The sequence below is a fragment of the Planctomycetia bacterium genome, assembly GCA_015200345.1.
Lineage (GTDB): Bacteria > Planctomycetota > Phycisphaerae > UBA1845 > UTPLA1 > PLA3.
In genome coordinates, this window is sequence record CP054187.1 from 1,079,000 (window position 1) to 1,102,011 (window position 23,012).

Below are 23,012 nucleotides of genomic sequence, written 5' to 3' on the forward strand. Positions count from 1 at the left end.
GGCGATCAGCGCCGACGTCGGCGCGAGATCGGGAACTTGCCGCCCAGGTTGGGAACCGGGGCACGAGCGGCCGGCGCGGCGCTCGCGGCGGTGGCCGTCTGGAACGAAGCGGGAATTTCATACGCGCGGCGCCCGCCGGTCGGTTCGGCCGATTCACCGCGCGGCGGCGGGGTCGGCGTGAACCCCTCCACTTCGAGTTTTTCGATCTGCCGATTGATGAGCATCTCGATCTCGGTCAGTTCGGCGCCTTGCTCGCGCGTGACCAGCGTAATGGCCTTGCCGGTGCTTCCCATGCGTGCCGTGCGGCCGATCCGATGGACGTACACTTGAATGTCCTGCGGCAGATCGTAGTTGATGATGTGCGTGATCTGATGCACGTCGATGCCGCGGGCGGCCAGGTCGGTCGCCACGAGCACGGGAATCTGGTGCTTGCGGAACCGCTCCATGATGCGCTCGCGCTTCTGCTGCACCAAGTCGCCGTGGATCTCCTTGGCCTCGATGCCGATCGAGAAGAGCCGCTTGGTCAGCTTCCGCGCGCCGTGCTTGGTGTTCGTGAAGATGATCGCCAGCTTGGGCTGCTCTTTCTGGAGCAGCAGCTTGAGAAGTTGAAACTTGTCCCACGGTTCGACCGTGCAGTAGTACTGTTGAACCGCGTCAACCGTCAGATCGTCCTTGGAGACGTTGACCTCGACCGGATCGTTCATGTACTGCTTCGCGAGGCGCTTGACTTCTTCATCCAGCGTCGCGGAAACAAAAATCGTCTGGTGCGGATGCGTCACGCGGCCGAGGATTTTGCGGATGTCGTCGCGGAATCCGATATCCAGCATGCGGTCCACTTCGTCCAGCACCACGAAGCGCAGCGTGTCCAGCTTCAGCGCGCCGCGATTCAACACATCCATCACCCGGCCCGGCGTCCCCACGACCACGTGCGGCTTGCGACCCAGCTGGTGCAACTGCTCTTTCATGCCGGTGCCGCCATAGACCGGCACACAATGCAAGTCGCGGTATTTGGCGATGCGACGGAACTCACCGACGACCTGCGCGGCCAGCTCGCGCGTCGGCGTCAGGACCATCATCTGGAGCCGGCCGGAAGGATCGATCATCTGAAGCGTCGGCATGCCGAAGGTCGCGGTCTTGCCGGTGCCGGTGCGCGCCTGCCCGAGCACGTCTCGACCGGAGAGCACGAGCGGCACGACCTCCTTCTGGATCGGCGAGGGTTCCTTGAAATCCATGTCAGCCAGCGCGCGGAGAATCGGCGCTTCCAGACCCAGTTCGGCGAATGCTTTGGGAAGTTCGACGTGGCGTTGCATCATGAGGCTTGGACAGGTCCTTCTGAACGGCTGGTCTTCTGGGCACGTTTCATGTTTGTTTACGGACTGTATCATAGCTGCAAGAGTGGTTTTCGTACAGAGGGGTGCGGCACAACGCTCCCATTGCTTGGATTCGCGGGCGATTGCCCGTGACCCGCTGACCGCAGCCCCATGCCTGCCTATGGTTGATTGAGGGGGAATCAATCATGCAGCCAACCGGCACTCCGCGCCCACGGAACCAACCACACGCTGAATCGGTCGTTCGGGATTCGTCCAGTGCGGCCGATCCGGACTCGCCTTCACCCGACCAGGTCAACCGAGACATCTTCCGCGAGATGATCCGCAGGCTTATTGAAGACAATCAGCTTGACCGCAAGACCCAGCGCGAGGTGATTGACTTCGCGCGGCACCTCGCAATCGATGCGTCCGAGGCAGCCGCAATGATTACCGTGGCACAGCGCGAGGCAGGCCTCGCCTGCGATCCGACGCCCAAGCAGGCGATGGATGCGGCGACGCGCAGCGTAACGGGTGTGGCGATCATCGTGCTGCTGCTCAATGCTGTTTGGTTCTGGTACATCCTGGGGAATTGACGAGCGCGCCGCGATTGCCGCGAACGGCGATTGCGTCTATTCTGGTCCGGCATGTGGCGGGAATACACGCGCGAATCGCCTCCTCGCAAGGGACTGGCACTGGCGGCGAGCGCCGCGGCACTCGCGGGAACCGTGGCCATGGCCTACGCGCTCACCAATCTCCGCACGTCGCCTCTGGAGGCCACGCGCCGGATTCATCCCCCCTACTGGCCGATTTCGTTTGAATTGCCCGAGTCGTGGGTTCGCCGATCCCTGGATGTAACCTTCCTCGAGCCGGAGCCATCCGACGATCTCATCGGGCGAATCACGTTTGAAGATCGCCGCCGCGGCAGCGAGGTCGTCGCGCGGGCCACCATCCTGTTCACGATGCTCGAACCGGGCGAGACGGTGGAGGACTTCATCGGTTCGCTGCCCGACGACGCCGCATCCGTACCCGGCAGCGTTCGGATCGGACCATGGATTGGATCGCCGATTCGCTTCGATGACCCGGAGGCCCGTGGACTTCGCGCTGCCGCCGCGGTCTCTCCGGAAGGTCTGGCGATCGCGGTCATCTGCGAGCATGCGCATGCGACCACGTCGGCCGATCGCCTGCTTGAGCGAATTGCCGCATCGATTCGCGCGGAGACGTGGTATTTGCCGCGATTTTGACACCTGGAAAGGCGTTCACGACGTTGATCATGTCCACGCTCGTTGTTGTCGTCAGTTTGACGTATTCGGTCCTGGCCCAGTCGCCCGCGTCGCAACCCGTGGATCGCGCCGGAGATGCGGTCGCGCCCGCGCGATCGGCCGCGTTGATCCCCGGCCTGGAAGAACCCTACATCGATGGAACGTACGGTTTCTCGATCCAACCGCCCCCCGGCTGGCAGATCGTCCCGCTGCGCAAGCAGGATAAGAATGACCTCGTGTTGCTTCGGATGTTGCAAATCCTGCCCGATGGCCGCTTCAGCGAGATCTCGGTGCGGCAAACGTCGCTCCCGCAACGCCAGCCGATGAACGAGCTGCTCAAGCAGCGCGCGGGCGAGCTGGAGCTTCAATTCTCCAACGCCAAGATTCATTCCCAGCAGGCGCAGCCGATCGCCGGCCGCCCCGGCGGATGTCTGACGGCCTCCTACTGGCGGGAAAATCGCGAGCACCTGCGCATCGAGGCGCTGGTCGACGCCGGGCGCAGACAATACATTCGTCTGATCTGGGTCAGCCCGCTGGAGATGCGCGCCGAGGGCGAGGCCCTGTTCGCACGCGTGGTCGCCTCGTTTCAACTGCTGCGCGACCAAGTCACCGAGCAGGAGCTTCAAACCGCCCTGCACGCCGGCCAGGAATGGCTGGAGGCCATCACCGCGAAGCGATTGCACGCCGCCCTGCTCGCCGACGAGTTGTTGCGCATCGCCCACGCCGGCAAGACCATCGGCTTCATCCGCGTCCAGCAGGTCGCCGAGCCGTTTGAAAAGCGGGAAGGCGTGCGCGTCCGCGAACGCGGCTGGACCTTCGAGCCGGACGGCCGCATCCGCCGGATTCAAAACTCCATGTTCTTAAGCGACGATTTGAAACACGAGCGCTGGCGAACGAGCATCACCACGCTCGTTCCCCGCCGGAGCGACGCTCTGCAAACGCTGGAGGTCCTGCTGGAAGAAGGTCTGCGCACCGATCGGTATCTGCTTTCCAACCAATGCTACGACCTCCTCGCCCCGGCCGTGGAGAACCCGTCGCTCACGCTTCCCAAGACGTATCTGTCTCGCGCCCTGGTTCGCATGATGCCGCGGCTCGTCGGCGACCTGTCCAAAACCCAGCGACTGGGGTTTACCTATTTCGATCATCGCAAGGCCGATCTGGTTCTGCGGGTCGTGGATTTTCGCGGACCGGTTGATTCGATCCCCGACGGCGCGATTCTCTCGGGTGGATCGCGCGTCTTTCAGATCGACGAGCGCGAGGGGCTGGCGTCCAACCCGTCGGAGCTGTTCGTCGATGAGAAGGGCCGAACCGTCCTCGCCCGTGTCGGAAAACTGACACTCACTCCGACAACCGAGAAAGAGATGGAAGAACTGTTTCTGTCGCGCGTCACCGCCGCCGAAGCCACCATGACGGAGCTGGAAGCCCAAGCCAACGAAGCCATGCAGGGGCGATTCGGTCGAAAGCCGTAAGAACAGTGGTCAGTGGCCGGTTGGCAGTGGTTTGCGAAAGTTGAGCAGGAGCTCCCCTCTGCCTACCTGGGGAGAGGAGCTTTGAAACCGGCTCACGAGCTTCAAGCGTAGGGCACGTCCTCGACGCACGACCCCCATCGCCGCCGATCCGTCTGATCTCAACCGCCGCCGGAGACGGTCAAGCCCGCCGCCTGTTCCGGCGTGATGAGACCCAACTCCAGCAGCGTCGCGCGTACTTCTTCGTCCAGAATCGCCAGGTATTGCTGCGTAAACGCCTCGTCGCGCAGCACGATGCTGGTGAGCCACGCGTTGATGATGTTTCGATAGAGACCCGGATCAAAAAACTGCGCCGTGGCGTGCTCGCCCTCGACGATGAAGAAATGCTTCGGCGAAGGCGCCGCGCGATACAGCGCCATCGCCCCCTCAAACGGCGCGACGTTGTCCGCCAACGAATGCACGAACAACTTCGGCTCCGTTGCCTGTGCGATCCAGCGAACCGTGTCGAAATCCTCCGTCGAACTTAACGCCGCCACCACGTTGCCGATCCCGAACAGATCGTTGCCGATCCCATGGCTGTCGGTCCACTGGGTGGTGATCTCCCAGATGTTCACCGTGCCGTCCATGACGATGGCCGCTAGATCGAACTCCGCCGCCATGCGAATCAGAACCGGCGCGCCGAGGCTGATCCCCAGACCCGCCACGACCGAATCATTCTCCGTCGCGTGCTTGAACACCGCCCGCGAGCTGGTGATCAGACCGTCGAACGTCGCCGAGCCGCCGCTCTCCCCGAAACCTTGGTAGTCATACAGGATGACATCCCACCCGAAATCCACGAAGAATTGCAGGCCGACGGTGTAGCGACCCTTGTTGGCGTCGTTGCCGGGCACCACGACAATCGTGCCGAGCTTCGTCTCCGAGGTCGTCGGCACACGCCAGGCGCTGATAGGCGTGCCATGCTCGTCGGTCAGCGTCAGCGTCTCATAGGTGAAGCCGAACTCCTCCGGCGTGCGGCGAATCTCCTTCGACGGCCGCAGCACGAGCGATTGCAGCGTGTCGCCGCAGCCGCAAACACCGGCAGCAATAAAGAGCGCTGACCACGTGAACCTCCACTTGGGGAACAGGCGAAGCCGACGCGTCGAAGATCGCAACATGTTTGGAATTTCCTCCATGAACGAGGCAGGTTGGTCGGCGATTCTAGACCCGCGAATCCGGGATGGCAACGAGAACGCGCGCCGCGTCTACTGGCGCGCGATCCGCCTCATCGCCGCCTGATCCACCGCCAGCCATTCGCGCCCCTTTTCGTCTTCGCCGTGTTCGGTCTCCAGAATGCGCGGCGCGTGCGCCAGGCGCGGATCGCGCAGGATCAGCTCAAAACCGCGCCGCCCCAGTTTGCCCAGGCCGATGTGCTCGTGTCGATCTCGCCGGCTACCCAGGTCCATGACCGAGTCATTTGTATGGATGCAGTGCACGCGCGGCAACCCGAACGCGCGATCCGCCTCGGCGATCATCCGCTCGTAATCCGATGCGTCGCGCAGATCGTACCCCGCCGCGAACAAATGGCACGTATCCAGACACACCGCCAGCCGCTCGGGCGATTTCACGCCGTCGATGATCCGACCCAGTTCATTTAACTCGCGCCCGATCGTGCTGCCCTGTCCGGCCGTGTCTTCCAGTCCGATCCGCGTCTTGAAGCCGCGCGTCCGCACGTGGATTTCGTCGATTGATTGCGAGGTTCTCGCGATGCCGGCGTCCAGCCCCTCGCCGAGGTGCGCCCCGGGATGCACCACGAGCAGTTCTACCCCCAGCGCCTCGCAGCGCGTCAATTCATCCGTCATCGCATCGATGCTCTTGGCGAGATTCACCGGGTCCGGCGCAGCCAGATTGATGAGATAACTCGCATGCGCCGTGACCGGACCGATGCCGGTTCGTTTTCGCGCCTCACGGAACAATCGCACCTGCTCCTCCGAAAGCGGCGCGGCCTTCCACTGCCGCTGATTTTTGACAAATATCTGGATGCAGTCGAAGCCCAGCCGCACCGCCTCGTCGAACGCGAGGTGCATCCCGCCGGCAACGGAGAGGTGCGCGCCGATTTTGTGAGCAGTTGAACTGTCCGACTTGGATTTCACTTCCGCATCATCGCGATGAACTGGTTGAACAGATACTGCGAATCATGCGGGCCGGGGGCGGCTTCGGGGTGATACTGCACGGCGAAGACGCGCAAGGCGTCGTGCGCGAAACCTTCCAGACTCTGGTCATACAGATTCGTGTGCGTCACGCGGGCACCAATGGCTTCGAGGCTCGGCACGTCCACGGCAAAGCCGTGGTTCTGGCTGGTGATCTCCACGCGGCCGGTGTCGTGGTTCAGCACGGGATGATTCGCGCCGTGATGGCCGAACTTGAGCTTGTAAGTCTTCGCGCCGAGGGCGAGGCTTAGCAACTGGTGGCCGAGACAAATGCCGAAAATCGGCTGCTTGCCGATGAGTTTCTTCAGGTTATCAATCGCCTCGGTCACCGTCTCCGGGTCGCCCGGCCCGTTGCCGGCGAGGATGCCGTGCGGCTTGCGCTTGAGGATCGCCTCGGCGCTCATCGTCGGCGGCACGACGTGCACCGTGCAGCCCGCGCCGGTCAGGCTCCGCAGAATGTTGTGCTTGATGCCGCAGTCCAGCGCCACGACGCGCAGATCGGCCGTGTGTCCGTTCTCCGGCGACCAGACCGTCTCGCCGTCGGGCATCACGCGGCGCACGAGATTCTGCCCGGCCATCAGCGGGATGTCCCTCGCGCGGCGGACCAGATCGGCCGGGTCGGAAATCTCCGTCGTGATGACGCCGCGCAGCGCGCCGCGCTCGCGCAAACGCCTGGTCAGCGCGCGCGTGTCGATGCCGGTCAGGCCGATGATGTTCGCACTTTTAAGAAATGCGTCGAGATCGCCCGTCGCGCGCTGGTTGCTGTAGACCCGCGAGAGCTCCTTCACGACAAAGCCCGACAGGAATTGCCCGCGCGATTCGAGATCGTCCAGATTCACGCCGTAGTTGCCGATCTGCGGCGCGGTCATCGTCACAATCTGCCCGCAATACGACGGATCGGTCAGAATCTCCTGGTAGCCCGACATGGCCGTGTTGAAGACGACCTCGCCCGCGGCCGTGCCCGCCGCGCCGAACGATCGCCCGGCGAACACGGTGCCGTCTTCAAGTCCGAGATAGCAGTTGGGTCGGTTCATTGTCTATTTGTCACATGTCCGCCGGGCACTACCCGATTGATGCTTCTCAACGAGCCGGAAAGGATGCTTCGGTCGGTGCCTGCCGTAGTTCACCGGTTCCTGCTATTGCTCAAGCTGTTTCACGTCGTTCAGATCCTTTTCGCGACCAGCGGCTCGCTTGTTGGCGATGAGATCGTCCCGACCGATGATCTGCACGGGTACGCCATCGATCATGACACTCACCCGGCGAGCGTAGCACTCTGCAAACTCAACGCCGGAGATGCGATTGATTACCTCAATTCGAACTGGCGGCACGCCCATCCGGACCACCCGGCCCGGTGTCTGGAACAACTCGGCCGTCACGCCGGCACCGGAGAATCCAAACTTTGCCAGGACGGCCAAGGCTCTCTGTATGTTGGCCGCATCGACGGCGATCCAGATATCCAAGTCCCCGGTCGGTCGCGGGTAGCCGTAGTAACTGACGGCATAGCCACCGACCAGGAGATACTCAACTTTCTCCGAGTTGAGCAACGCTAAGAACTCTCTGAAGTCGGGCGGTAGCCGCGTTTCCATAAGCCATCCGGCGAAGGTATTCCAATGCACGAAGCCGCTCGTCCGGCGATTTGCCACGCCAGTAAAGCCCCTCGTCATCCTGCTCGTCAAGCGACACGACCGAGAACGCTGTACGGTCCAGGCGGTACGAGTTTTCGATGGTGTCCGCAGAATCGTCCATGTTGCACCCGCGTCATTGTATCAGCCCTCGTGCGCGATGCGAGGGAACCGCCTCGATAAGCGACTTCCCTACCTTATCCCCGCCGCGTAGTCCTGCAGCGCCCGCACGCGAAGCGCCTCCTTCGGCCCCATGCCCTTCATCGCGCGGATGGCCGCCACGGCCGCTTGCGCGCCGGAGATCGTCGTGATGAGGGGCAGGTTTCGCGCCACGGCCGCCGCGCGCCAGCGGCCCTCCTCCCACGCCGCGCCATAGTGGACAGGCGTATTAATCAGCAGGTCCATCACGCCGTGATTGATCAGATCGAGCAGGAAGCCCTCCGGCGCGCCGGCCCGCTTGGAAACCACGACGCTGTGAATGCCCGCCTCCTTCAGTGCGGCGTGCGTCCCCACCGTCGCGAACAACTTGAAGCCCAGTTCGACCAGTTCCCGCGCGATCGGCACGATGCGCGGCTTGTCAGGATCGTTCACGCTGACCAGCGCGTTGCCCGACGTCGGCAGCGACAACCGCGTGGCGATGGCCGCCTTGGCGAAGGCCAGTCCGAACGTGTCGTCGATCCCCATCACCTCGCCGGTGCTGCGCATCTCCGGCCCCAGCACGGCATCGACCCCGGGAAACTTGTTGAACGGAAACACCGGCGCCTTGATCGACGTCATCACCGGGCGCACGCGCCGCCCGACGCCGCGCTCCCACAACTGGTCGCGCAAGTTGCCGCCGAGCATGACGGCCGTCGCCACCTTCGCCCACGGCACGCCGGTCGCCTTGCTGACGAAGGGAACGGTGCGCGAGGCACGGGGGTTCACTTCCAGCACATAAACCTTGCCCTGGGCGATGGCGAACTGCACATTCATCAGGCCGCAGACGCCCAGTCTCCGGGCGAGCAGTTGCGTCTGACGCTCGATCTCGCGAATGAGTTCACCGGAGAGCGAGTGCGGCGGAATGGCGCACGAACTGTCGCCGCTGTGAATGCCGGCCTGCTCGATGTGCTCCATGATGCCGCAGACGACGCAATCGCCGTTGGGGTCGCCGGGCGTGCGGAAGTCGGCCACGGCGTCAACGTCGATCTCGGTGGCGTCGAGCAGAAACTTGTCGATGAGTACGGGGTGGCCCGCGCTGCCGCCGTGCGAGGGGTTGGCCCGATCCGTCGCCTCGAACGCGCGATGCACGTATCGAATCAAATCGTCTTCGTTGTTGCAAAGCTCCATTGCACGACCGCCCAGCACATAGCTCGGGCGGATCAGCACGGGATAGCCGAGGCGCGCGGCAATCTCGCGCGCTTCGGTCGCGCTCCGCGCGATGCCGTTGGCGGGCTGAAGCAATCCCAGTTCGTTGAGGATTTTTTGAAACTCGTCGCGGTCCTCGGCGAGGTGAATCGATTCGGGCGGCGTGCCGATGATCGGCGCGCCGGCGCGCTTCAAGCCTTCCGCGAGATTCAGCGGCGTCTGCCCGCCGAACTGCACGATCACCCCGCGAATCTGCCCCTGCGCCGCGATCGCCCGCAGCACGCGCGTCACGTCTTCCAAGGTCAGCGGTTCAAAGAACAGCACGTCCGATGTGTCGTAGTCGGTACTCACCGTCTCGGGATTGCTGTTCACCATCACCGCGCGATAACCCAGCCGCTTGACCTCCATCGCCGCATGAACACAGCAATAGTCGAACTCGATCCCTTGACCGATGCGATTCGGCCCGCCGCCCAGCACAACGACATGCGGCTGCGGCTGAATCTTCAGCTCGTCTTCCACCCCATGCACCACGCGGCCGTCCTGAACGCGCATCAGCGGCTCTTCATGCGTCGAGTAGTAATACGGCGTCGCCGCTTCGAACTCCGCCGCGCAGGTGTCCACCAGTTTGTAACAACTGCCGTCGTCAGCAGGCCGGTGGATTTCCTTCGGCATCACCATCGCCGGCATCTGAAGCGCCTGCGCCAACTGCGCCCCGCTGTAACCCAGCAGCCGCCCGCGTCGCAGCAACTCCGCGCCAAGGCCCACTCCGCCATGTTGCGCCGCCGCGCGCACCTGATCGGCGTGCGATAGAATCTCCTCCTCGAACTCCACCAGCTCACGCCACTGATCCAGAAACCACCGATCAATCCGCGTCAGCTCGTGAACCTGATCGACCGTCCATCCCATCTTGAACGCATAGCGGATGTAGTACGGCCGACCCTGGCACGGTTTTTCCAGTTTGTCGCGCAACGCCCGCGCGTCGATCGGCCAGCTTGTCGCCGTCGATTCGTCCACGTCCGGTGGTGCTTCGCCCAGCCGGCTCCCGCCGACCATGATCCCCTCTCCCGCGCCACCGGAGTCCGACGCGGAGGTGTCTTCGCGCTGACTCATCGAGCGATACGCGCCCGCTTCACCTCCGGCGTGCCGCTTGTGCGCCGCCGACAGCCACCGATCGTTGCGATCCAGCCCGTAGCCCGGCCGTTGAATCTCCATGCTGCGGACGCACTTCTGGAACGCTTCCTTAAACGTGCGGCCGATCGCCATGGCCTCGCCGACGCTCTTCATCTGCGTCGTGAGCGTCTCATCGGCCTCGGGGAACTTCTCGAACGTCCAGCGCGGAATTTTCACCACGCAATAGTCGATCACCGGCTCGAAACTCGCCGGTGTGTTCCGCGTGATGTCGTTGGGAATCTCGTCAAGCGTATAACCCACCGCCAGCTTCGCGGCGACTTTCGCGATCGGGTAGCCCGTCGCCTTGCTGGCCAGCGCCGACGAACGCGACACGCGCGGGTTCATCTCGATGACGCATTGCCGGCCGGACTTCGGATCGACGGCGAATTGCACGTTGCTGCCGCCGGTGTCGACGCCGATCTCACGCATGATCGCCTTGGCCGCGTCGCGCATTTTCTGATATTCCCGGTCGGTCAGCGTCTGCGCCGGGGCGACGGTGATCGAATCGCCCGTGTGAACCCCCATCGGATCGATGTTTTCGATCGAGCAGACGATCACCACGTTGTCCTTGCGGTCGCGGATGACCTCCAGCTCGTATTCCTTCCAGCCGTACAGCGATTCTTCAATGAGCACTTCGCTGATCCGCGATGCCTTGATGCCGCGCGCCGCGATCGTCTCGAACTCCTCCATCGTGCGGCAGAACCCGCCGCCCTCGCCGCCGAGCGTGTAGGCCGGGCGAATGCAGCAGGGCAGGCCGATGCGCGCCAGCACCTCGCGCGCCTCGTCCATGTTGTGCGCCGTATCGCTCTTGGGAACATCCAGCCCGATGCGGATCATCGCCTGCTTGAAGGCCGTGCGATCCTCGGCCTTGGCGATGGCCGCGGGGGAGGCGCCGATCAGCTCAACGCCGTGTTTCTCCAGGATGCCGAGTTCGTGGCACTCCATGGCGCAGTTCAGACCCGTCTGCCCGCCCAGCGTCGGCAACAGGGCATCGACCGGCTGGCCGCGCGCCGCCTCGGCCGCCAGAATCTTGTCGACAAACGCCGACGTGATCGGCTCGATGTAGGTGCGATCGGCGAACTCCGGATCGGTCATGATCGTCGCCGGATTGGAGTTGATGAGCACGACGCGGTAGCCCTCGGCGCGCAGCGCCTTGCACGCCTGCGTGCCCGAGTAGTCGAACTCGCACCCCTGCCCGATCACAATCGGCCCCGAGCCGATGAGCATGATCGTCTTGATGTCTTCCCGCTTGGGCATCTGGCTTCGAACCCTCTCCCTGATCCGATCCGGGGCGACCCCCGCCTGGCTCGCGCGTCGAAGACCACGCAGCCCGACCATTGTAACGCATGATCTGATCGGGTGTTAGACGAGAAAGACCGCAGAAAACGCGGGGCGGCTTCGTCGGTCCGTGAGGCATCCCGCCGACGAAACGTACGACAAGGGCAATCTGGTAAATCCAGCTCAACGGCCGGATGGCGCGTTCACACCCACCCGCGCGCCCAATACTCCACCCACGCCGCGCATTCATAAATCACCTCCGGCAGCACGCGCAGGCGCGTCTTGACCGCCTGCGGCGCGCGCCGCACGCGCGTCCAGCGCGGCTCGCGAAAGATCAGCCTTCGATAGCCCGCCTTCTCAAACACGGCCAGGCTCCGCGCCATGTGCATGAAGTTTGTCACGACGATGCACCGCGCCGTCGCCGGGTCCAGCGTTGTCGCCTGTTGAATCCCACGCGGGTGGTCGGCCGTCGTCCATGAGAGGCGATCCACGACGATGCGTTCGGGCGGCACGCCCCAGTGGATCGCCAATTGTCTCATTTCCTCCGCGGCTTCGTCGTGATTGCTCACGACCACCGTCGGCGCGTAGCCCTCTTTCCACAGTTCGGCCGCCTCCAGCACGCGGTACGGGTCGCCGCCCAGCACGAGGATGTAGTCGGATTTGTCCAGTTCGCCCTGGCGGTCGAACTTGAGGTAAGTCACATCCAGCAGCGGCGTGAAAAGCAGCACCGCGAAGAAAAACCCCAGCGCCGCCAGCAGGCGCACGCCCCAATACAGCACGCGCCGCCGGCGCGAACGGCGCGGCGATTTGCCCTTGGCCTGGCCCATCCCCTGCGACGCCGTCGGCATCGCCAAGTGATCTCGTGCTACCTTTGGATCGGCGGGCGGTGTTCTCGATGGGTTCGGTTGCATGGGCACTTTCTCGCACGTCCGCGAATCGTTCGGCTGCGAATCGTAGCCGAAAGGGACCTGCCGCCAACCTGCGGGCGCGCCGAGGCGAACGATCGATGTGGGCAATCCGTAAGCAGGTACACCGGGATCGGCGGCAGCGCCGTTCCGCGGCTGTCCGAGTATGTTCTACGCGTCAAGCGGTCGCGACGATCGCCCGAAGAGCATGATCCCGTGGCGATTCGTTCGTGGTTGTTGCTACAATCCGATAATTGAACGGAGATTTCGCTCCGTGATGCCGAGCGACGCTTCAGCACCGCCAGCCGCTCCAGAGCCGAACGACCATGATCGACGTGAACACCCATCATCGCAGCCCCGGCAACCAAGCCGCAACCGCGGGACCGATTCACGCGCTCACGATCGACGTCGAGGACTATCACAACGTCATTGCGCGGGACTGGCTCGGCCGTGACGGGCCGCCAACCGAAGCGGTGGTGCGCAACACCGAACGATTGCTTCAACATTTCGCGGATCACGGCGTGCGCGCGACGATGTTCGTGCTGGGCGAGGTGGCCGAGACGTTCCCCGAGCTGGTGCGGCGGATGGCCGGCGCAGGGCACGAGATCGGCGTGCACGGGTATTATCACCGGCAGGTGTTCAAGCTGACGCCGGAGAGTTTCCGTGCGGAGGTCGAGCCGGCGCGGAAGCGGCTGCAAGACCTGACGGGGCAGCCGGTGCTCGGGCATCGCGCGCCGGCCTTTTCCATCATGCCGGCGACGCAGTGGGCGCTGGAGGTGCTGACGGAGGTCGGCTTTGAATATGACAGCAGTATTTTTCCGATCCGCGGGCGGCGGTACGGCTGGCCGGGGTTTCGCTTCGACATCCATCGCCTGACGTTGCCGTCGGGCCGGACGATCATCGAAGCGCCGCTCTCAACCGTCACGGTTCTGGGCCGCGCGATGCCGGTCTGCGGCGGCGGCTACCTTCGACACTTTCCCGCCGCGGTCACGAGATGGGCCATGCGCCGCGTCGGCGCGGTGCGCCCGGCCATTCTTTACACGCATCCGTACGAAATCGAATTGCCGCTGCCGCCGCTGGACACGCGGCACCTCGCGCCGGCCGCCGCGCGGCGTGCGCGCCTGTTTCACTGGTTGCAGCGACGCAATCGGCAAACCGTGGAGCGCAAGATCGTCGCCCTGCTTAAACAATTCTCCTTCGCGCCGCTTGGCGAAGTCATCCATCGCGTGCTTGGCAGTGATGAGGTCGGCGCGCTTGTCGCGCCCGGCGCCTCATGCGACAATTCCGCGACGAATCCGGCGGGGTCGGCTCCCGCTCGATCCGTGGCCCATCCTGTTGCGGAGCGAGTCCCGTGATCACACACGCCGGCGACGATTCTCGCGCGGACCTCCTGCCGGCAACCGGCGCCGACGGTCAAACGCGCCGCGCCGATCCGCGCTTGAGCACCGTGCTGATCACCAACGGCAACTTGCTTTCCATGCTGTCGCTGGGTGATTGGCTGTACCACCACGGGCATCACCTCAAGGCCGTCGTCATCACGACGAAGCTGCCCTCGACCAAATCGAACCTGACCGGCTTGTGGAAGATGTACCTCCGAAGCGGGTTCAGCTACACCTATTTCAAGCTGAACACGAATCGCTTTCTTCCGTCGCGGCTGGCGGCGCGCGGGCTTCCGACAACCATCCCGCAACTGATCCGGCTTTACCGGTTGCCGACGGACATCATTTACGCCGACAACGTCAACGACGCCGACGTGATTCGGCGCATTCGATCCTATGAGCCGAGCGTGCTGTTGAGTTTCAGCGCAACAAGCCGGTTCTCCGACGCGCTGATCGAGGTGCCCTCGCGCGTCGCGCTGAACATTCACTACGCCCTGCTGCCCGAGTACGCCGGCCTGTCGCCGTATTACTGGTACGTGCATCACCGTGAGACGGTCGCCGGCATCACCATGCACGTCATTCACTCGAAGCTGGACGCCGGGCCGATCATCTGCCAGGAGCGATTCGACGCGCAGGGCATCACGTCGGTCACCGGCCTGCTCATTCGGCAGATGGAGCTGGTCTCGCCCGTGCTGTGCCGCTATTACGACGGAGACCTGCATGAGGACCGCGCGACGCCGCAAAACCTCACCAGGCGAACCTATTACCGCCATCCCACGCGGCAGCAGGTCTGGGACTTCAAGCACCGCCGATTGCAGTTCACCACGCAGCAGGACGTGAATCGTGTCATTGAAATGGCACGATTCTGCCGCGATCGCGCCCCGCAGGCCGTTGCCGATAACTTTCAACGCCGCGCTCGGCTCTGCACGCCAGCCGATCTGCGCTCCAGCCTTGCCGAGGGCGACGCTTCCGCACCGCCGAATGCCAGGCAGGACATCGCCCAGATCGCGCGATCGTGGTACGTCCCACCCAAAGTGCCGCGCCGCGATACGTTCCTGGTCTACTCACTCGACTTCGTTCTGGCGACGCTTCAGGGATGCATCGCCGAACCGCAGCGCGTCCGCCGCACCGCGCCGTGGCTCACCGTCGGCGTCATCGTGCGCTCGCTCATGGCGATCATGCAGATCGTCATCATGGGACTGGCGTGGGTGCCAATCCTCAATTGGTTTGTCGAAATCGCCGCGCGCACCTTCACCCGTAACGCCGCCGGCTTCTTCCTGCGAAGCTGTTACTGGAAGGCCCGGCTCAAGCGGCTCGGGGTCGATACCATCATCGACCAGGGCGTGGAAATCTGGGGGCCGGCCAACGTCTGCATCGGCTCCCACGCTCACATCGACACCAATGTGCGACTCGCCGCCGGCGAACGCCGCCACCGGCAACACGGCTACATCGTCGTCGGCGATCACGTCCACCTCGGACCCGGTGTCCACATCGCCGGACGCGGTGGCGTCGAAATCCGTGATTTTGTCGGCATCATGGCCAACGCGCACCTGTACAGCGCCACCGGCGTCATCGAGCGACCCCAGGATCCCGGCCAGCTCATCAGCATGTCGCACATGGCCCCGCACGATCAGCAATACGTGTACGAAGCGCCGATTCTCATTGATGATTTCGCCTTTGTCGGCATGATGACGCGCATCATGCCCGGCGTGAAGATCGGCTATGGCGCGATCGTCCACGCGAATTGCGAAGTGACCCAGGATGTTCCGCCATTCGCCAACATCGGCGCCGTGCCGCGCGGCCGCCAGATCGGCTGGCGACGCCCGCGCCGGCGCAGCCCGCATTTGAACGGAAACGGCGAAGCCCCTGCGACGGGCGCGAAGCCCACGCCGCGCTCGACGGAAACGCCGTCGTTCGATTCGTTGGGGGGTTCCGATCTTGCCCGCTGAATCGTCCGCACGCCCCGGCCCACAATCCGATGGCGATCCGCGCGTCGCCGCCGCGAGCCTGTTTGATCGGCTTGGTCGCGCGCCGAGCATCGCACAAGTGGCCGCCGCGCTGCGCGAGCTTCAACCCCAGCGCGCGGTGATCGCGCCGGTGCGTCAGAAAATCGCGCTCGTTGGCACCTTCACGCTGGACGTACTCCGCGCCGCGATCGACCTCCAAGCGCTTCGCGCCGGAATCAACGCCGACTTGTTCTTCGCGCCGTTCGGCCAAGTGGACCAGCAACTCCTCGACCCCGCCTCGGATCTGTATCGTTTCAAGCCGGACACGGTCTTCGTCGCCGCGCGGCTGATGGACAGCGCCCCGGCCCTTTACCACGCATTCAACAGCCTCTCGTCGCGCGACGCCGACGCGCTCGTCGACGATTCCATCACACGCCTTGTTTCCGCATTGGCGGCCTTCCGCTCGCGCAATTCGGCGCGTCTGCTTGCACACAACTGGGAACTCCCCGTGCGGCCGGCACTGGGCATTGCCGACGCCGCGGCCCCCTTTTCGCAAGCGGACTTGATTCGCCGCGCGAATGAACGGCTTCGCGAAGCGATTGCCCGCTTGCCGGACGCCTACGTCATGGACTACGACGCGCTGATCGCTCGGGTCGGCCGCGACGGATGGACCGACCCGCGCACGGCCTACTTGGCGAGAATTCCCGTGGCGCCGGCGCACTACTGGACCCTGGCGGGGTTTTACATCGCGCAGTTGCGTCCGCTGCTGGGCCTGTCAAAAAAAGTATTATGTCTGGATGCAGACAACACGCTCTGGGGGGGCGTCGTGGGCGACGTCGGACTCGAAGGCATCGCCCTGGGGCCGGATTATCCCGGCAATGCCTACGTCGCGTTTCAGCAGCGCGTGCTCGATCTGCACCGGCGCGGCGTCGTCCTGGCCCTGTGCAGCAAGAACGAGCCGGCGTCCGTGCTGGACGTCCTGGACCGCCACCCGAACATGGTGCTGCGACGCGAGCATTTCGCCGCCCTGCGCATCAACTGGGATCCGAAGCCCGCGAACCTTCAGGCCATCGCCGCCGAGCTGAACCTCGGCCTGGACAGTTTCGTCTTTCTTGACGACAGCCCCGTCGAGTGCGAACTGGTGCGCGCAACGCTCCCGCAGGTGACGGCGATCGCGCTGCCCGCCGAGCCGGCCTCTTACCCCGGCGTGATCGATGCCCTGGACTGCTTCGATCAATGGACGCTTTCGGAGGAAGATCGGCGGCGCGGGGAACTCTATCGCGCCGAATCGCAGCGGCGCGAGCTGCAATTGGTGGCGGTCGATCTGCCGACGTTTTACCGGCAACTTCAGATGACGCTGACCATCGCGGTCGATCAGCCGATGCATGCGGCGCGCGCGGCGCAGCTTGCCGCGCGCACCAACCAGTTCAACATGAACACCATCCGCTGCTCGGAGGACGACGTCCGGCGCTGGATGGCCTCCCCGGATCATCACGTCGTCACGGCGGCATTGGCCGATCGCTTCGGCGACAGCGGCATCATCGGCTTGGCCGTCCTTCGGCGCGCCCCGACCGAATGGACGCTGGACATGCTGCTGATGAGCTGCCGCATCCTGGGTCGAACCGTTGAGCAGTCGTTCGTGCGATGGCTGGCGGCGCAGGCCCGCGAGGCAGGCGCCGCGACGCTCGCGGCGCGATTCGTGCCCACGGCGAAGAACCAGCCGTTCGCCACGTTTTACGAGTCGTGCGGTTTCATCCGCACCGGCGAAGCCGACGGCGCGATCCGCTGGAGCCTTCCGCTGGCATCGGCCGATACAACTACACCCGACTGGATGACGATTGCGCGGGAGCCATGCGGTTCGACCGGCACGCCGACCCCATCCGCGGGAGCAAAGGCATGAGCGAATCGAACCTGACCCGGTTTCAGCGCGTCGTCGCAGCCGTGCTGGGAATTGAGCCGGCCGAAATCACCGATGCCCTGACCAATGACAAGGTCGATACCTGGGATTCGCTCAATCACATCAACATCGTTTCCGCGCTCGAGCAGGAATTCAGCATCATGCTTCCGACCGGCAGCATGGCCAGCCACCAATCGGTCCGCGGCCTGAAGGCGCTGCTGCGCGAACACGGCGTCGAGGTCTGATATGCGGCGCTCCTCCGACGCCCGCCGAGCCTGGTGCGGCGCGTTTGGCGCGGCGATGCTGCTGTTCGCCTTCACCGCTTCGCCCTACCCGCAATGGCAGGACTCCGGCTGGCAGCAGGTACGCATTCTCACGCATCAACTTCATCACCCGCTCGGACTGGCGCTGGTTCATCCGCTGCACCATTTTCTCGGCCGAGCCGCGGTCGCGTTCCTGCCGTTCCTGGAGCCGGCGTACGCCATCACGCTCGTCAGCGCCGTCGCCGCGGCGGTCGCGGTCGCCAATATTGCTACGCTTGTCTTATTACTAACCGGATCGGGCGGCGCCGCGCTGATCTCCGCCGCTTCCCTGGCGGTGGCGCACACGTTCTGGCAGCTTGCCACCCACACCGAGTCGTACACCCTCTTCGCCGCCCTGCTCACCGCCGAATGGCTCTGCCTGGCACGCTATGTGCGCACAAGACGCACCGACTCCCTGATGGCCATGGCTTGTTTCAACGGTTTGGGTTTCGCCAATCACGTCCTGGCGACGCTGGCCCTGCCGATCAACGCCGCGATCCTGTATTTCGCCACCGCCGGCCGACGCGACGCGCGGCGAACCTGGACGGCCGCCGCGTGCTGGTGGACGCTTGGCGCGATGCCCTATCTGGCGATCATCGGCGCGCGGGTGGCGCAAACAGGCGACGTCGCCACCGCGCTGCGGTCCGCGTTCTTCGGAGAGTTCCGCGAGCAGGTTCTCAACACGCGCGTTAGTGTCTCAATGATGACACGAGCCGGCGGGTTCGTCTTATACAACTTTCCGAATCTGACGCTCCCCCTCGCCGCCGCCGTATTCTTCACCGGCCGCGCGACCGCTTCGTCTGCCGATCCGGCCGAACGGCGCGCCCTGGCCTACTTCGTCCGATTCCTCGCCGTGGAGTTACTCGTCTATGGCCTGTTCGTGATTCGATACGCGATTGCCGATCAATATACGTTTTTCATCCCTGTCTATTGCATCGTGGCCGCCCTCGCGGGCCTGGGACTGGCAAACCTCACGCCAAGACTGCGCGCGCGGGCGCCGGCTTTCGGCCTGGTCCTGATTCTGGTCACACCGGCTTGGTATTGGGCAACGGCGAAGGTTCTCTCTTCACGCCACACACTCGACGCGATGCTTCAAGGAAAGCCGTTTCGCGATGGCTATCGCTCGCTGCTCGTGCCCTGGGGCATCGGCGACGATCACACGGTACGCCTGAATCGCGCTGCCCTGGACTTGGCCGGGCAAAACGGCGTTATCCTTTTTGTCGACCCGATGATCGGCTTTAGCCTGCAATACGATCACCTAATCGGAAGATGGCCGAAGCACGTCCGACTGGTGGACATCGCAACGCCCACGCCGGCTCGTCAGACTTTCCTGCGAAACCTGATCCGATCGGCCAAGACCGCCGGTCAAGCCGTTGTACTTGTTCCGGCATACCGCGATCGAGCGGAGACCTTTCTGCACGAAGCGCGTTGGCGGCGCGAGGGCGAATTGTTCATGCTTGAAGCGCTGGACGGACCTTGACCCATCCAGGGTACTCGCATCGGTTCAGGCTCGCACGGATACGATCGCATCGAACGTGTACCGGGCGTCGCCCACGCGGGCACTCCGGCCGGCAAAGGACGGCAAACCAATGGCCTCGACTCATCCTGACCCCATTGCACGCTGCTGCCGGACCATGCCGGGCGGCGTCGAAATATGCGTCAAGGTTGTGCCCGGTGCATCACGCAGCCGCATCGTCGGGCCGCTGGGTGATTGTCTGAAGATCCAGATCGCTGCGCCGCCGGAAAAGGGCAAAGCCAACGAGGCCGTGATCGCGCTGCTCGCCCAAACACTTCAATGCCCGCGATCGGATGTTACGCTCATCGCCGGAGCGGCCTCACCGCGAAAATCATTTCTCGTGCGAGGGATGTCACTTGCAGCAGTCATCGGCGCGCTTGCTTCGCCCTGATCCAGGCTCCGAGCGGGAGTCGAAGAATCGCCTGGACGAACAAGTGGGGAAATACGGCGGCAAACAAGCCGCCGTGGAAATGAGTGCATCGATTGCTTGCGCAATCGGCTTTTTGGTCTGGCGTTTCGGCGTTTACTTCTTATCCACCTTCCACACACCTCCCGTGCTTCGCACCAGGTCCAGCACCTTCCCCCGCGCGCCGGTGATCTGAATCCCCTGCTCATCGATTTGCAGATTCCACGGCCCCTTTTGTGGCGCGCCCTCGGGCAACTTCGTCAGATCCAGCGTCACGCGCGATACGTTATGCGTGAGCACCTCGATGCGATTCGCACCGGTCCACTTTGCCTCGATCGTCGCGTCGGCCGCATCGTCGAACGCCGTGCGGAAGACCACCCACGAATCCTTCGGCCGTTTCGGCGGAGAAGGCGGTTTGGGTGGTTCGACCTTCGTCGCGGGCGGCACCTGCGGTACGGCGGTCCCATCGCCCGATGCAGCTTGCGGCGGTGGAGACGGTTCAACGGACTTCGCCGTGGAGGGCGCGCTGGTCGCGCGACTGCCCTGCTCGCAGCCGACCGGCCCCGTCACCAGCGACGTAAGCAGCATTCCACACGTCAACAGTCCCGAAACGCGGCGGTTTCCGTTGGATGCCATAGCCCTTTCCTCGATCGCGCGGTCACGATGGACCATCCGCGATATGATACCCGCGAACGTTCACAAGGATTCACTATGTCACGCCTCACGCATTTCCGTTCCGAACCACAGAATCAACGCCGACCGGCCGCAGCAGCCGACCCGATGCGCATCCGATCGACGACGATCTTAAGTGTGCGGCGCGACGGCCGCGTCGCGATGGGCGGCGATGGCCAGGTCACGCTGGGCGACAGCATTCTCAAGTCCGACGCGGTGAAAGTCCGGCGGCTGCACAAGGACAGCGTGTTGGCGGGGTTCGCCGGCGCGGCAGCCGATGCCTTCGCGCTAATCGAGCGATTCGAAGGCAAGCTCGAACAGTTCAAAGGCAACACGAAGCGCGCGGCGATTGAGCTGGCCAAGGATTGGCGCACCGATCGCGCCCTGCGCCGGCTGGAGAGCCTGCTCGCCGTGGCGGATCGCGAATGCAGCCTGATCATCGGCGGCAACGGCGATGTCATCGAGCCGTCCGATGGGATCCTCGCAATCGGCAGCGGATCCACCTGCGCGCTGGCGGCGGCCCGGGCGCTCGTGGCGCACACGGCGCTACCGGCCGCGCAGATCGTCGAGGCTGGGCTGACGATTGCCGGCGAGATTAACATTTATTCGAATCAACATATCACGGTGGAGTCGCTGTAAGCGGCGCAGCGCAAAGCCGCAACGAATCGATCCCCAGTGAAGGAGTCGCCCCACGTGTCACGACTGGAAAAGCTGCAAGCCCTCCTGGAAAAAGAACCGAACGATGCGTTCCTGAACTTCGGCCTCGCGATGGAGCTGGCCAAGGCCGGGCGATTCGAGGAGAGCCTCGCCCAGTTCGACCGCACGATCGCCAATGATCCTAATTATATTGCCGCCTATTTCCAAAAGGGCCGCACGTATGTCAATCTGGGCGAAATCGACCGCGCCAAGGAAACGCTGCAAAAGGGCATCGCACAGGCCAACGCATGCGGCGAGACGCACGCGGCCGGCGAAATGTCGGAACTCCTCGCGACGCTGTAGCGTTGATCGCCGCCGGCCGCACCGCTACGGCAGCCAGAAATCGAGAATCGCGTAGGTGATTTCAAACAGCGCCGTCCGCACCGGCAGCGAGACCAGCTCCCACACCGCCTGCGCCGCCGCCAGCGGAACGCCGTAGAAGTTCAGCCCGTACAACGTGAGCGCGGCCAGCGGCGTCGTCGTGCCCCCCTCCTGCGGAATGCCGAAGATCACGCGCAGCACGTTTCGCAGGCACGTGCGATCCACGAGTTTGCGCGGACCATTGGATTGTTCGTTGTTGCCGGCCTGGCTGCCGTCGATCGCCGGCGGAATCGGCAACGGCGGCGCCGGCTCGCATTCGTCGGGTGTACCGTTCGTATTGGCATCGGCGCTCGCGCCACTCATGATGTCGCAATGGTCGGGCACGTTGTTGCCATTGCAGTCGGCGGCCGACCCGCTGGCGATTTCGCAGGCATCAAGCGTGTCATTGGCGTTGCAGTCCAGTATGGGGTTCGCAACGATCTCGCACGAATCGAGGATGCCGTTGCCGTTGCAATCCAAGGCGGCGTTCCCGGTGATCTCGCAGGAATCGAGTACGCCGTTGGTGTTGCAGTCGAATGCCGCGTCGGCGGCGATCTCGTCCTCGTCCGGTGTCTGGTTGTTGTTGCAATCGACCGGCTCGCCGCCTCCGCCCCGCGTGATGACGATGCTGGGCGTGTTCGACTCAATCGGCCAGCCACTGTTGCCCATCAATGGATCGGCATCCGCAAACCGGATAATCGGCGGAAGATCGTCCCACGCCGCCCACTCGGCCGGGCCGATGCCGGAATAGATGAGAATGTCTTCATTAATCGGCGGCGTGATCTCCAGCTCAAACTCAAAGAGCGTCGCCTTGCCGGTCAATTCCCCGCTAAGGGTCATTTCCGTCGCATTCTCAATCAGCTTGCCCGGCCCCGCAGCCAAGGTCGGCGGAAACTCAATATCAAAGGGGGAGAGAAAGGTCAGCGAGTTGGCCGCAACGTTCGCCGCGTCCGGCGCGATCAGGTCCATTGAGTATGCAAAGAATGCGTCCTCAACCGGCACTACCACTTTGAGCTGGACCGTGACCAGAATCGGCTCGGTCGTGTCTTCAACGCGAATCGTCAGCCGCTGGCCCGCGGCGCCCTGCTCCACGCTTGCCACGCCCGTGCCCGCGCCGGTCGCGCTGGTCACCTCGTACCACGCGTCGATTTCGGCCCGCGCCGGCAGCGGCAACCCGCCCGCCATGGATTGACCGATCAAACAAAGCAGCAGTCCCCGCAGAAAACCAACGGGCGCGCAAGGCATGGAACAACCTCTCTTGGGGGGGAGATGCTGATTCTATGCCCGCATTCACCGCCAAG

At 63.9% G+C, this 23,012-nt stretch carries 20 protein-coding genes; 11 read left to right on the forward strand and 9 right to left on the reverse strand.

Going from position 1 to position 23,012, the window contains the following annotated elements:
* Positions 1–5: 5 nt before the first annotated feature.
* The gene (locus HRU71_04575) at positions 6–1,313 is read right to left on the reverse strand and encodes a DEAD/DEAH box helicase (protein QOJ02807.1); all 1,308 of its coding nucleotides are present in this window, start codon (positions 1,311–1,313) and stop codon (positions 6–8) included.
* 203 nt (positions 1,314–1,516) lie between these two features.
* On the opposite strand from HRU71_04575, the gene HRU71_04580 reads away from it, so the two are divergent.
* Genes HRU71_04580 through HRU71_04590 form a run of 3 tightly spaced genes read left to right on the forward strand, consistent with a single transcriptional unit; the run spans position 1,517 to position 4,035 of the window.
* On the forward strand, positions 1,517–1,900 hold the full coding sequence (locus HRU71_04580; GenBank protein QOJ02808.1) for a hypothetical protein: 384 nt from the start codon (positions 1,517–1,519) through the stop codon (positions 1,898–1,900).
* Between the two features lie 30 nt (positions 1,901–1,930).
* On the forward strand, positions 1,931–2,548 hold the full coding sequence (locus tag HRU71_04585; GenBank protein QOJ02809.1) for a hypothetical protein: 618 nt from the start codon (positions 1,931–1,933) through the stop codon (positions 2,546–2,548).
* 29 nt (positions 2,549–2,577) lie between these two features.
* Positions 2,578–4,035: a hypothetical protein gene (locus HRU71_04590; protein QOJ02810.1), complete on the forward strand. Its 1,458-nt coding sequence runs from the start codon at positions 2,578–2,580 to the stop codon at positions 4,033–4,035.
* Positions 4,036–4,193: 158 nt separating this feature from the next.
* Here the strand turns inward: HRU71_04590 and HRU71_04595 are convergent, their stop codons facing one another.
* The 6 genes from HRU71_04595 to HRU71_04620 all read right to left on the reverse strand — a co-directional run bounded on the left by HRU71_04595 (position 4,194) and on the right by HRU71_04620 (position 12,486).
* Complete coding sequence (locus HRU71_04595) at positions 4,194–5,186, reverse strand: alpha/beta hydrolase (GenBank protein QOJ02811.1); 993 nt, start codon at positions 5,184–5,186, stop codon at positions 4,194–4,196.
* A gap of 87 nt (positions 5,187–5,273) precedes the next feature.
* The gene (locus HRU71_04600; GenBank protein QOJ04918.1) at positions 5,274–6,095 is read right to left on the reverse strand and encodes a deoxyribonuclease IV; all 822 of its coding nucleotides are present in this window, start codon (positions 6,093–6,095) and stop codon (positions 5,274–5,276) included.
* Between the two features lie 62 nt (positions 6,096–6,157).
* The gene (gene carA / locus HRU71_04605) at positions 6,158–7,252 is read right to left on the reverse strand and encodes a glutamine-hydrolyzing carbamoyl-phosphate synthase small subunit (protein QOJ02812.1); all 1,095 of its coding nucleotides are present in this window, start codon (positions 7,250–7,252) and stop codon (positions 6,158–6,160) included.
* Positions 7,253–7,354: 102 nt separating this feature from the next.
* The gene (locus tag HRU71_04610; protein ID QOJ02813.1) at positions 7,355–7,834 is read right to left on the reverse strand and encodes a nucleotidyltransferase; all 480 of its coding nucleotides are present in this window, start codon (positions 7,832–7,834) and stop codon (positions 7,355–7,357) included.
* A 198-nt stretch (positions 7,835–8,032) separates the two neighbouring features.
* Positions 8,033–11,611: a carbamoyl-phosphate synthase large subunit gene (gene carB / locus HRU71_04615; GenBank protein QOJ02814.1), complete on the reverse strand. Its 3,579-nt coding sequence runs from the start codon at positions 11,609–11,611 to the stop codon at positions 8,033–8,035.
* A 224-nt stretch (positions 11,612–11,835) separates the two neighbouring features.
* A complete protein-coding gene (locus HRU71_04620; protein QOJ02815.1) occupies positions 11,836–12,486 on the reverse strand; it encodes a YdcF family protein in 651 nt (216 codons plus the stop codon).
* A gap of 377 nt (positions 12,487–12,863) precedes the next feature.
* On the opposite strand from HRU71_04620, the gene HRU71_04625 reads away from it, so the two are divergent.
* From HRU71_04625 to HRU71_04650, 6 genes are all read left to right on the forward strand, one after another.
* Complete coding sequence (locus tag HRU71_04625; GenBank protein ID QOJ02816.1) at positions 12,864–13,892, forward strand: DUF3473 domain-containing protein; 1,029 nt, start codon at positions 12,864–12,866, stop codon at positions 13,890–13,892.
* The gene (locus tag HRU71_04630) at positions 13,889–15,865 is read left to right on the forward strand and encodes a hypothetical protein (GenBank protein ID QOJ02817.1); all 1,977 of its coding nucleotides are present in this window, start codon (positions 13,889–13,891) and stop codon (positions 15,863–15,865) included. Before HRU71_04625 ends, HRU71_04630 begins: the two co-directional genes overlap by 4 nt.
* Positions 15,855–17,762, forward strand: a complete 1,908-nt coding sequence (locus HRU71_04635) for an HAD-IIIC family phosphatase (protein ID QOJ02818.1) — start codon at positions 15,855–15,857, stop codon at positions 17,760–17,762. The genes HRU71_04630 and HRU71_04635 overlap by 11 nt, the downstream gene beginning before the upstream one ends.
* Positions 17,759–18,004: an acyl carrier protein gene (locus HRU71_04640; protein ID QOJ02819.1), complete on the forward strand. Its 246-nt coding sequence runs from the start codon at positions 17,759–17,761 to the stop codon at positions 18,002–18,004. The genes HRU71_04635 and HRU71_04640 overlap by 4 nt, the downstream gene beginning before the upstream one ends.
* A 1-nt stretch (position 18,005) precedes the next feature.
* Complete coding sequence (locus HRU71_04645) at positions 18,006–19,541, forward strand: DUF2723 domain-containing protein (protein QOJ02820.1); 1,536 nt, start codon at positions 18,006–18,008, stop codon at positions 19,539–19,541.
* A 154-nt stretch (positions 19,542–19,695) separates the two neighbouring features.
* Positions 19,696–19,968, forward strand: coding sequence for a DUF167 domain-containing protein (locus HRU71_04650; protein QOJ04919.1), 273 nt, complete (start codon positions 19,696–19,698; stop codon positions 19,966–19,968).
* Between the two features lie 132 nt (positions 19,969–20,100).
* Here the strand turns inward: HRU71_04650 and HRU71_04655 are convergent, their stop codons facing one another.
* Positions 20,101–20,619 (reverse strand): hypothetical protein, encoded by a 519-nt coding sequence (locus tag HRU71_04655; GenBank protein ID QOJ02821.1) that lies wholly within the window; start codon positions 20,617–20,619, stop codon positions 20,101–20,103.
* Between the two features lie 144 nt (positions 20,620–20,763).
* Here HRU71_04655 and hslV point away from each other — a divergent pair, with 144 nt between their 5' ends.
* Both hslV and HRU71_04665 read left to right on the forward strand, forming a co-directional pair.
* A complete protein-coding gene (hslV, locus tag HRU71_04660; protein ID QOJ04920.1) occupies positions 20,764–21,294 on the forward strand; it encodes an ATP-dependent protease subunit HslV in 531 nt (176 codons plus the stop codon).
* Between the two features lie 54 nt (positions 21,295–21,348).
* The gene (locus tag HRU71_04665; protein QOJ02822.1) at positions 21,349–21,654 is read left to right on the forward strand and encodes a tetratricopeptide repeat protein; all 306 of its coding nucleotides are present in this window, start codon (positions 21,349–21,351) and stop codon (positions 21,652–21,654) included.
* Positions 21,655–21,678: 24 nt separating this feature from the next.
* On the opposite strand, the gene HRU71_04670 is transcribed toward HRU71_04665, so the two are convergent.
* Complete coding sequence (locus HRU71_04670; protein QOJ02823.1) at positions 21,679–22,956, reverse strand: hypothetical protein; 1,278 nt, start codon at positions 22,954–22,956, stop codon at positions 21,679–21,681.
* Between the last annotated feature and the right edge of the window lie 56 nt (positions 22,957–23,012).

Excerpts from the sequence above, each read along its gene's own strand:
- HRU71_04575 (QOJ02807.1), bottom strand. The coding sequence starts at position 1,313 with ATGATGCAACGCCACGTCGAACTTCCCAAAGCATTCGCCGAACTGGGT.
- HRU71_04580 (QOJ02808.1), top strand. The coding sequence starts at position 1,517 with ATGCAGCCAACCGGCACTCCGCGCCCACGGAACCAACCACACGCTGAA.
- HRU71_04590 (QOJ02810.1), top strand. The coding sequence starts at position 2,578 with ATGTCCACGCTCGTTGTTGTCGTCAGTTTGACGTATTCGGTCCTGGCC.
- HRU71_04595 (QOJ02811.1), bottom strand. The coding sequence starts at position 5,186 with ATGTTGCGATCTTCGACGCGTCGGCTTCGCCTGTTCCCCAAGTGGAGG.
- HRU71_04600 (QOJ04918.1), bottom strand. The coding sequence starts at position 6,095 with ATGCACCTCGCGTTCGACGAGGCGGTGCGGCTGGGCTTCGACTGCATC.
- carA (QOJ02812.1), bottom strand. The coding sequence starts at position 7,252 with ATGAACCGACCCAACTGCTATCTCGGACTTGAAGACGGCACCGTGTTC.
- carB (QOJ02814.1), bottom strand. The coding sequence starts at position 11,611 with ATGCCCAAGCGGGAAGACATCAAGACGATCATGCTCATCGGCTCGGGG.
- HRU71_04625 (QOJ02816.1), top strand. The coding sequence starts at position 12,864 with ATGATCGACGTGAACACCCATCATCGCAGCCCCGGCAACCAAGCCGCA.
- HRU71_04640 (QOJ02819.1), top strand. The coding sequence starts at position 17,759 with ATGAGCGAATCGAACCTGACCCGGTTTCAGCGCGTCGTCGCAGCCGTG.
- HRU71_04645 (QOJ02820.1), top strand. The coding sequence starts at position 18,006 with ATGCGGCGCTCCTCCGACGCCCGCCGAGCCTGGTGCGGCGCGTTTGGC.
- HRU71_04650 (QOJ04919.1), top strand. The coding sequence starts at position 19,696 with ATGCCGGGCGGCGTCGAAATATGCGTCAAGGTTGTGCCCGGTGCATCA.
- HRU71_04655 (QOJ02821.1), bottom strand. The coding sequence starts at position 20,619 with ATGGCATCCAACGGAAACCGCCGCGTTTCGGGACTGTTGACGTGTGGA.
- hslV (QOJ04920.1), top strand. The coding sequence starts at position 20,764 with ATGCGCATCCGATCGACGACGATCTTAAGTGTGCGGCGCGACGGCCGC.
- HRU71_04670 (QOJ02823.1), bottom strand. The coding sequence starts at position 22,956 with ATGCCTTGCGCGCCCGTTGGTTTTCTGCGGGGACTGCTGCTTTGTTTG.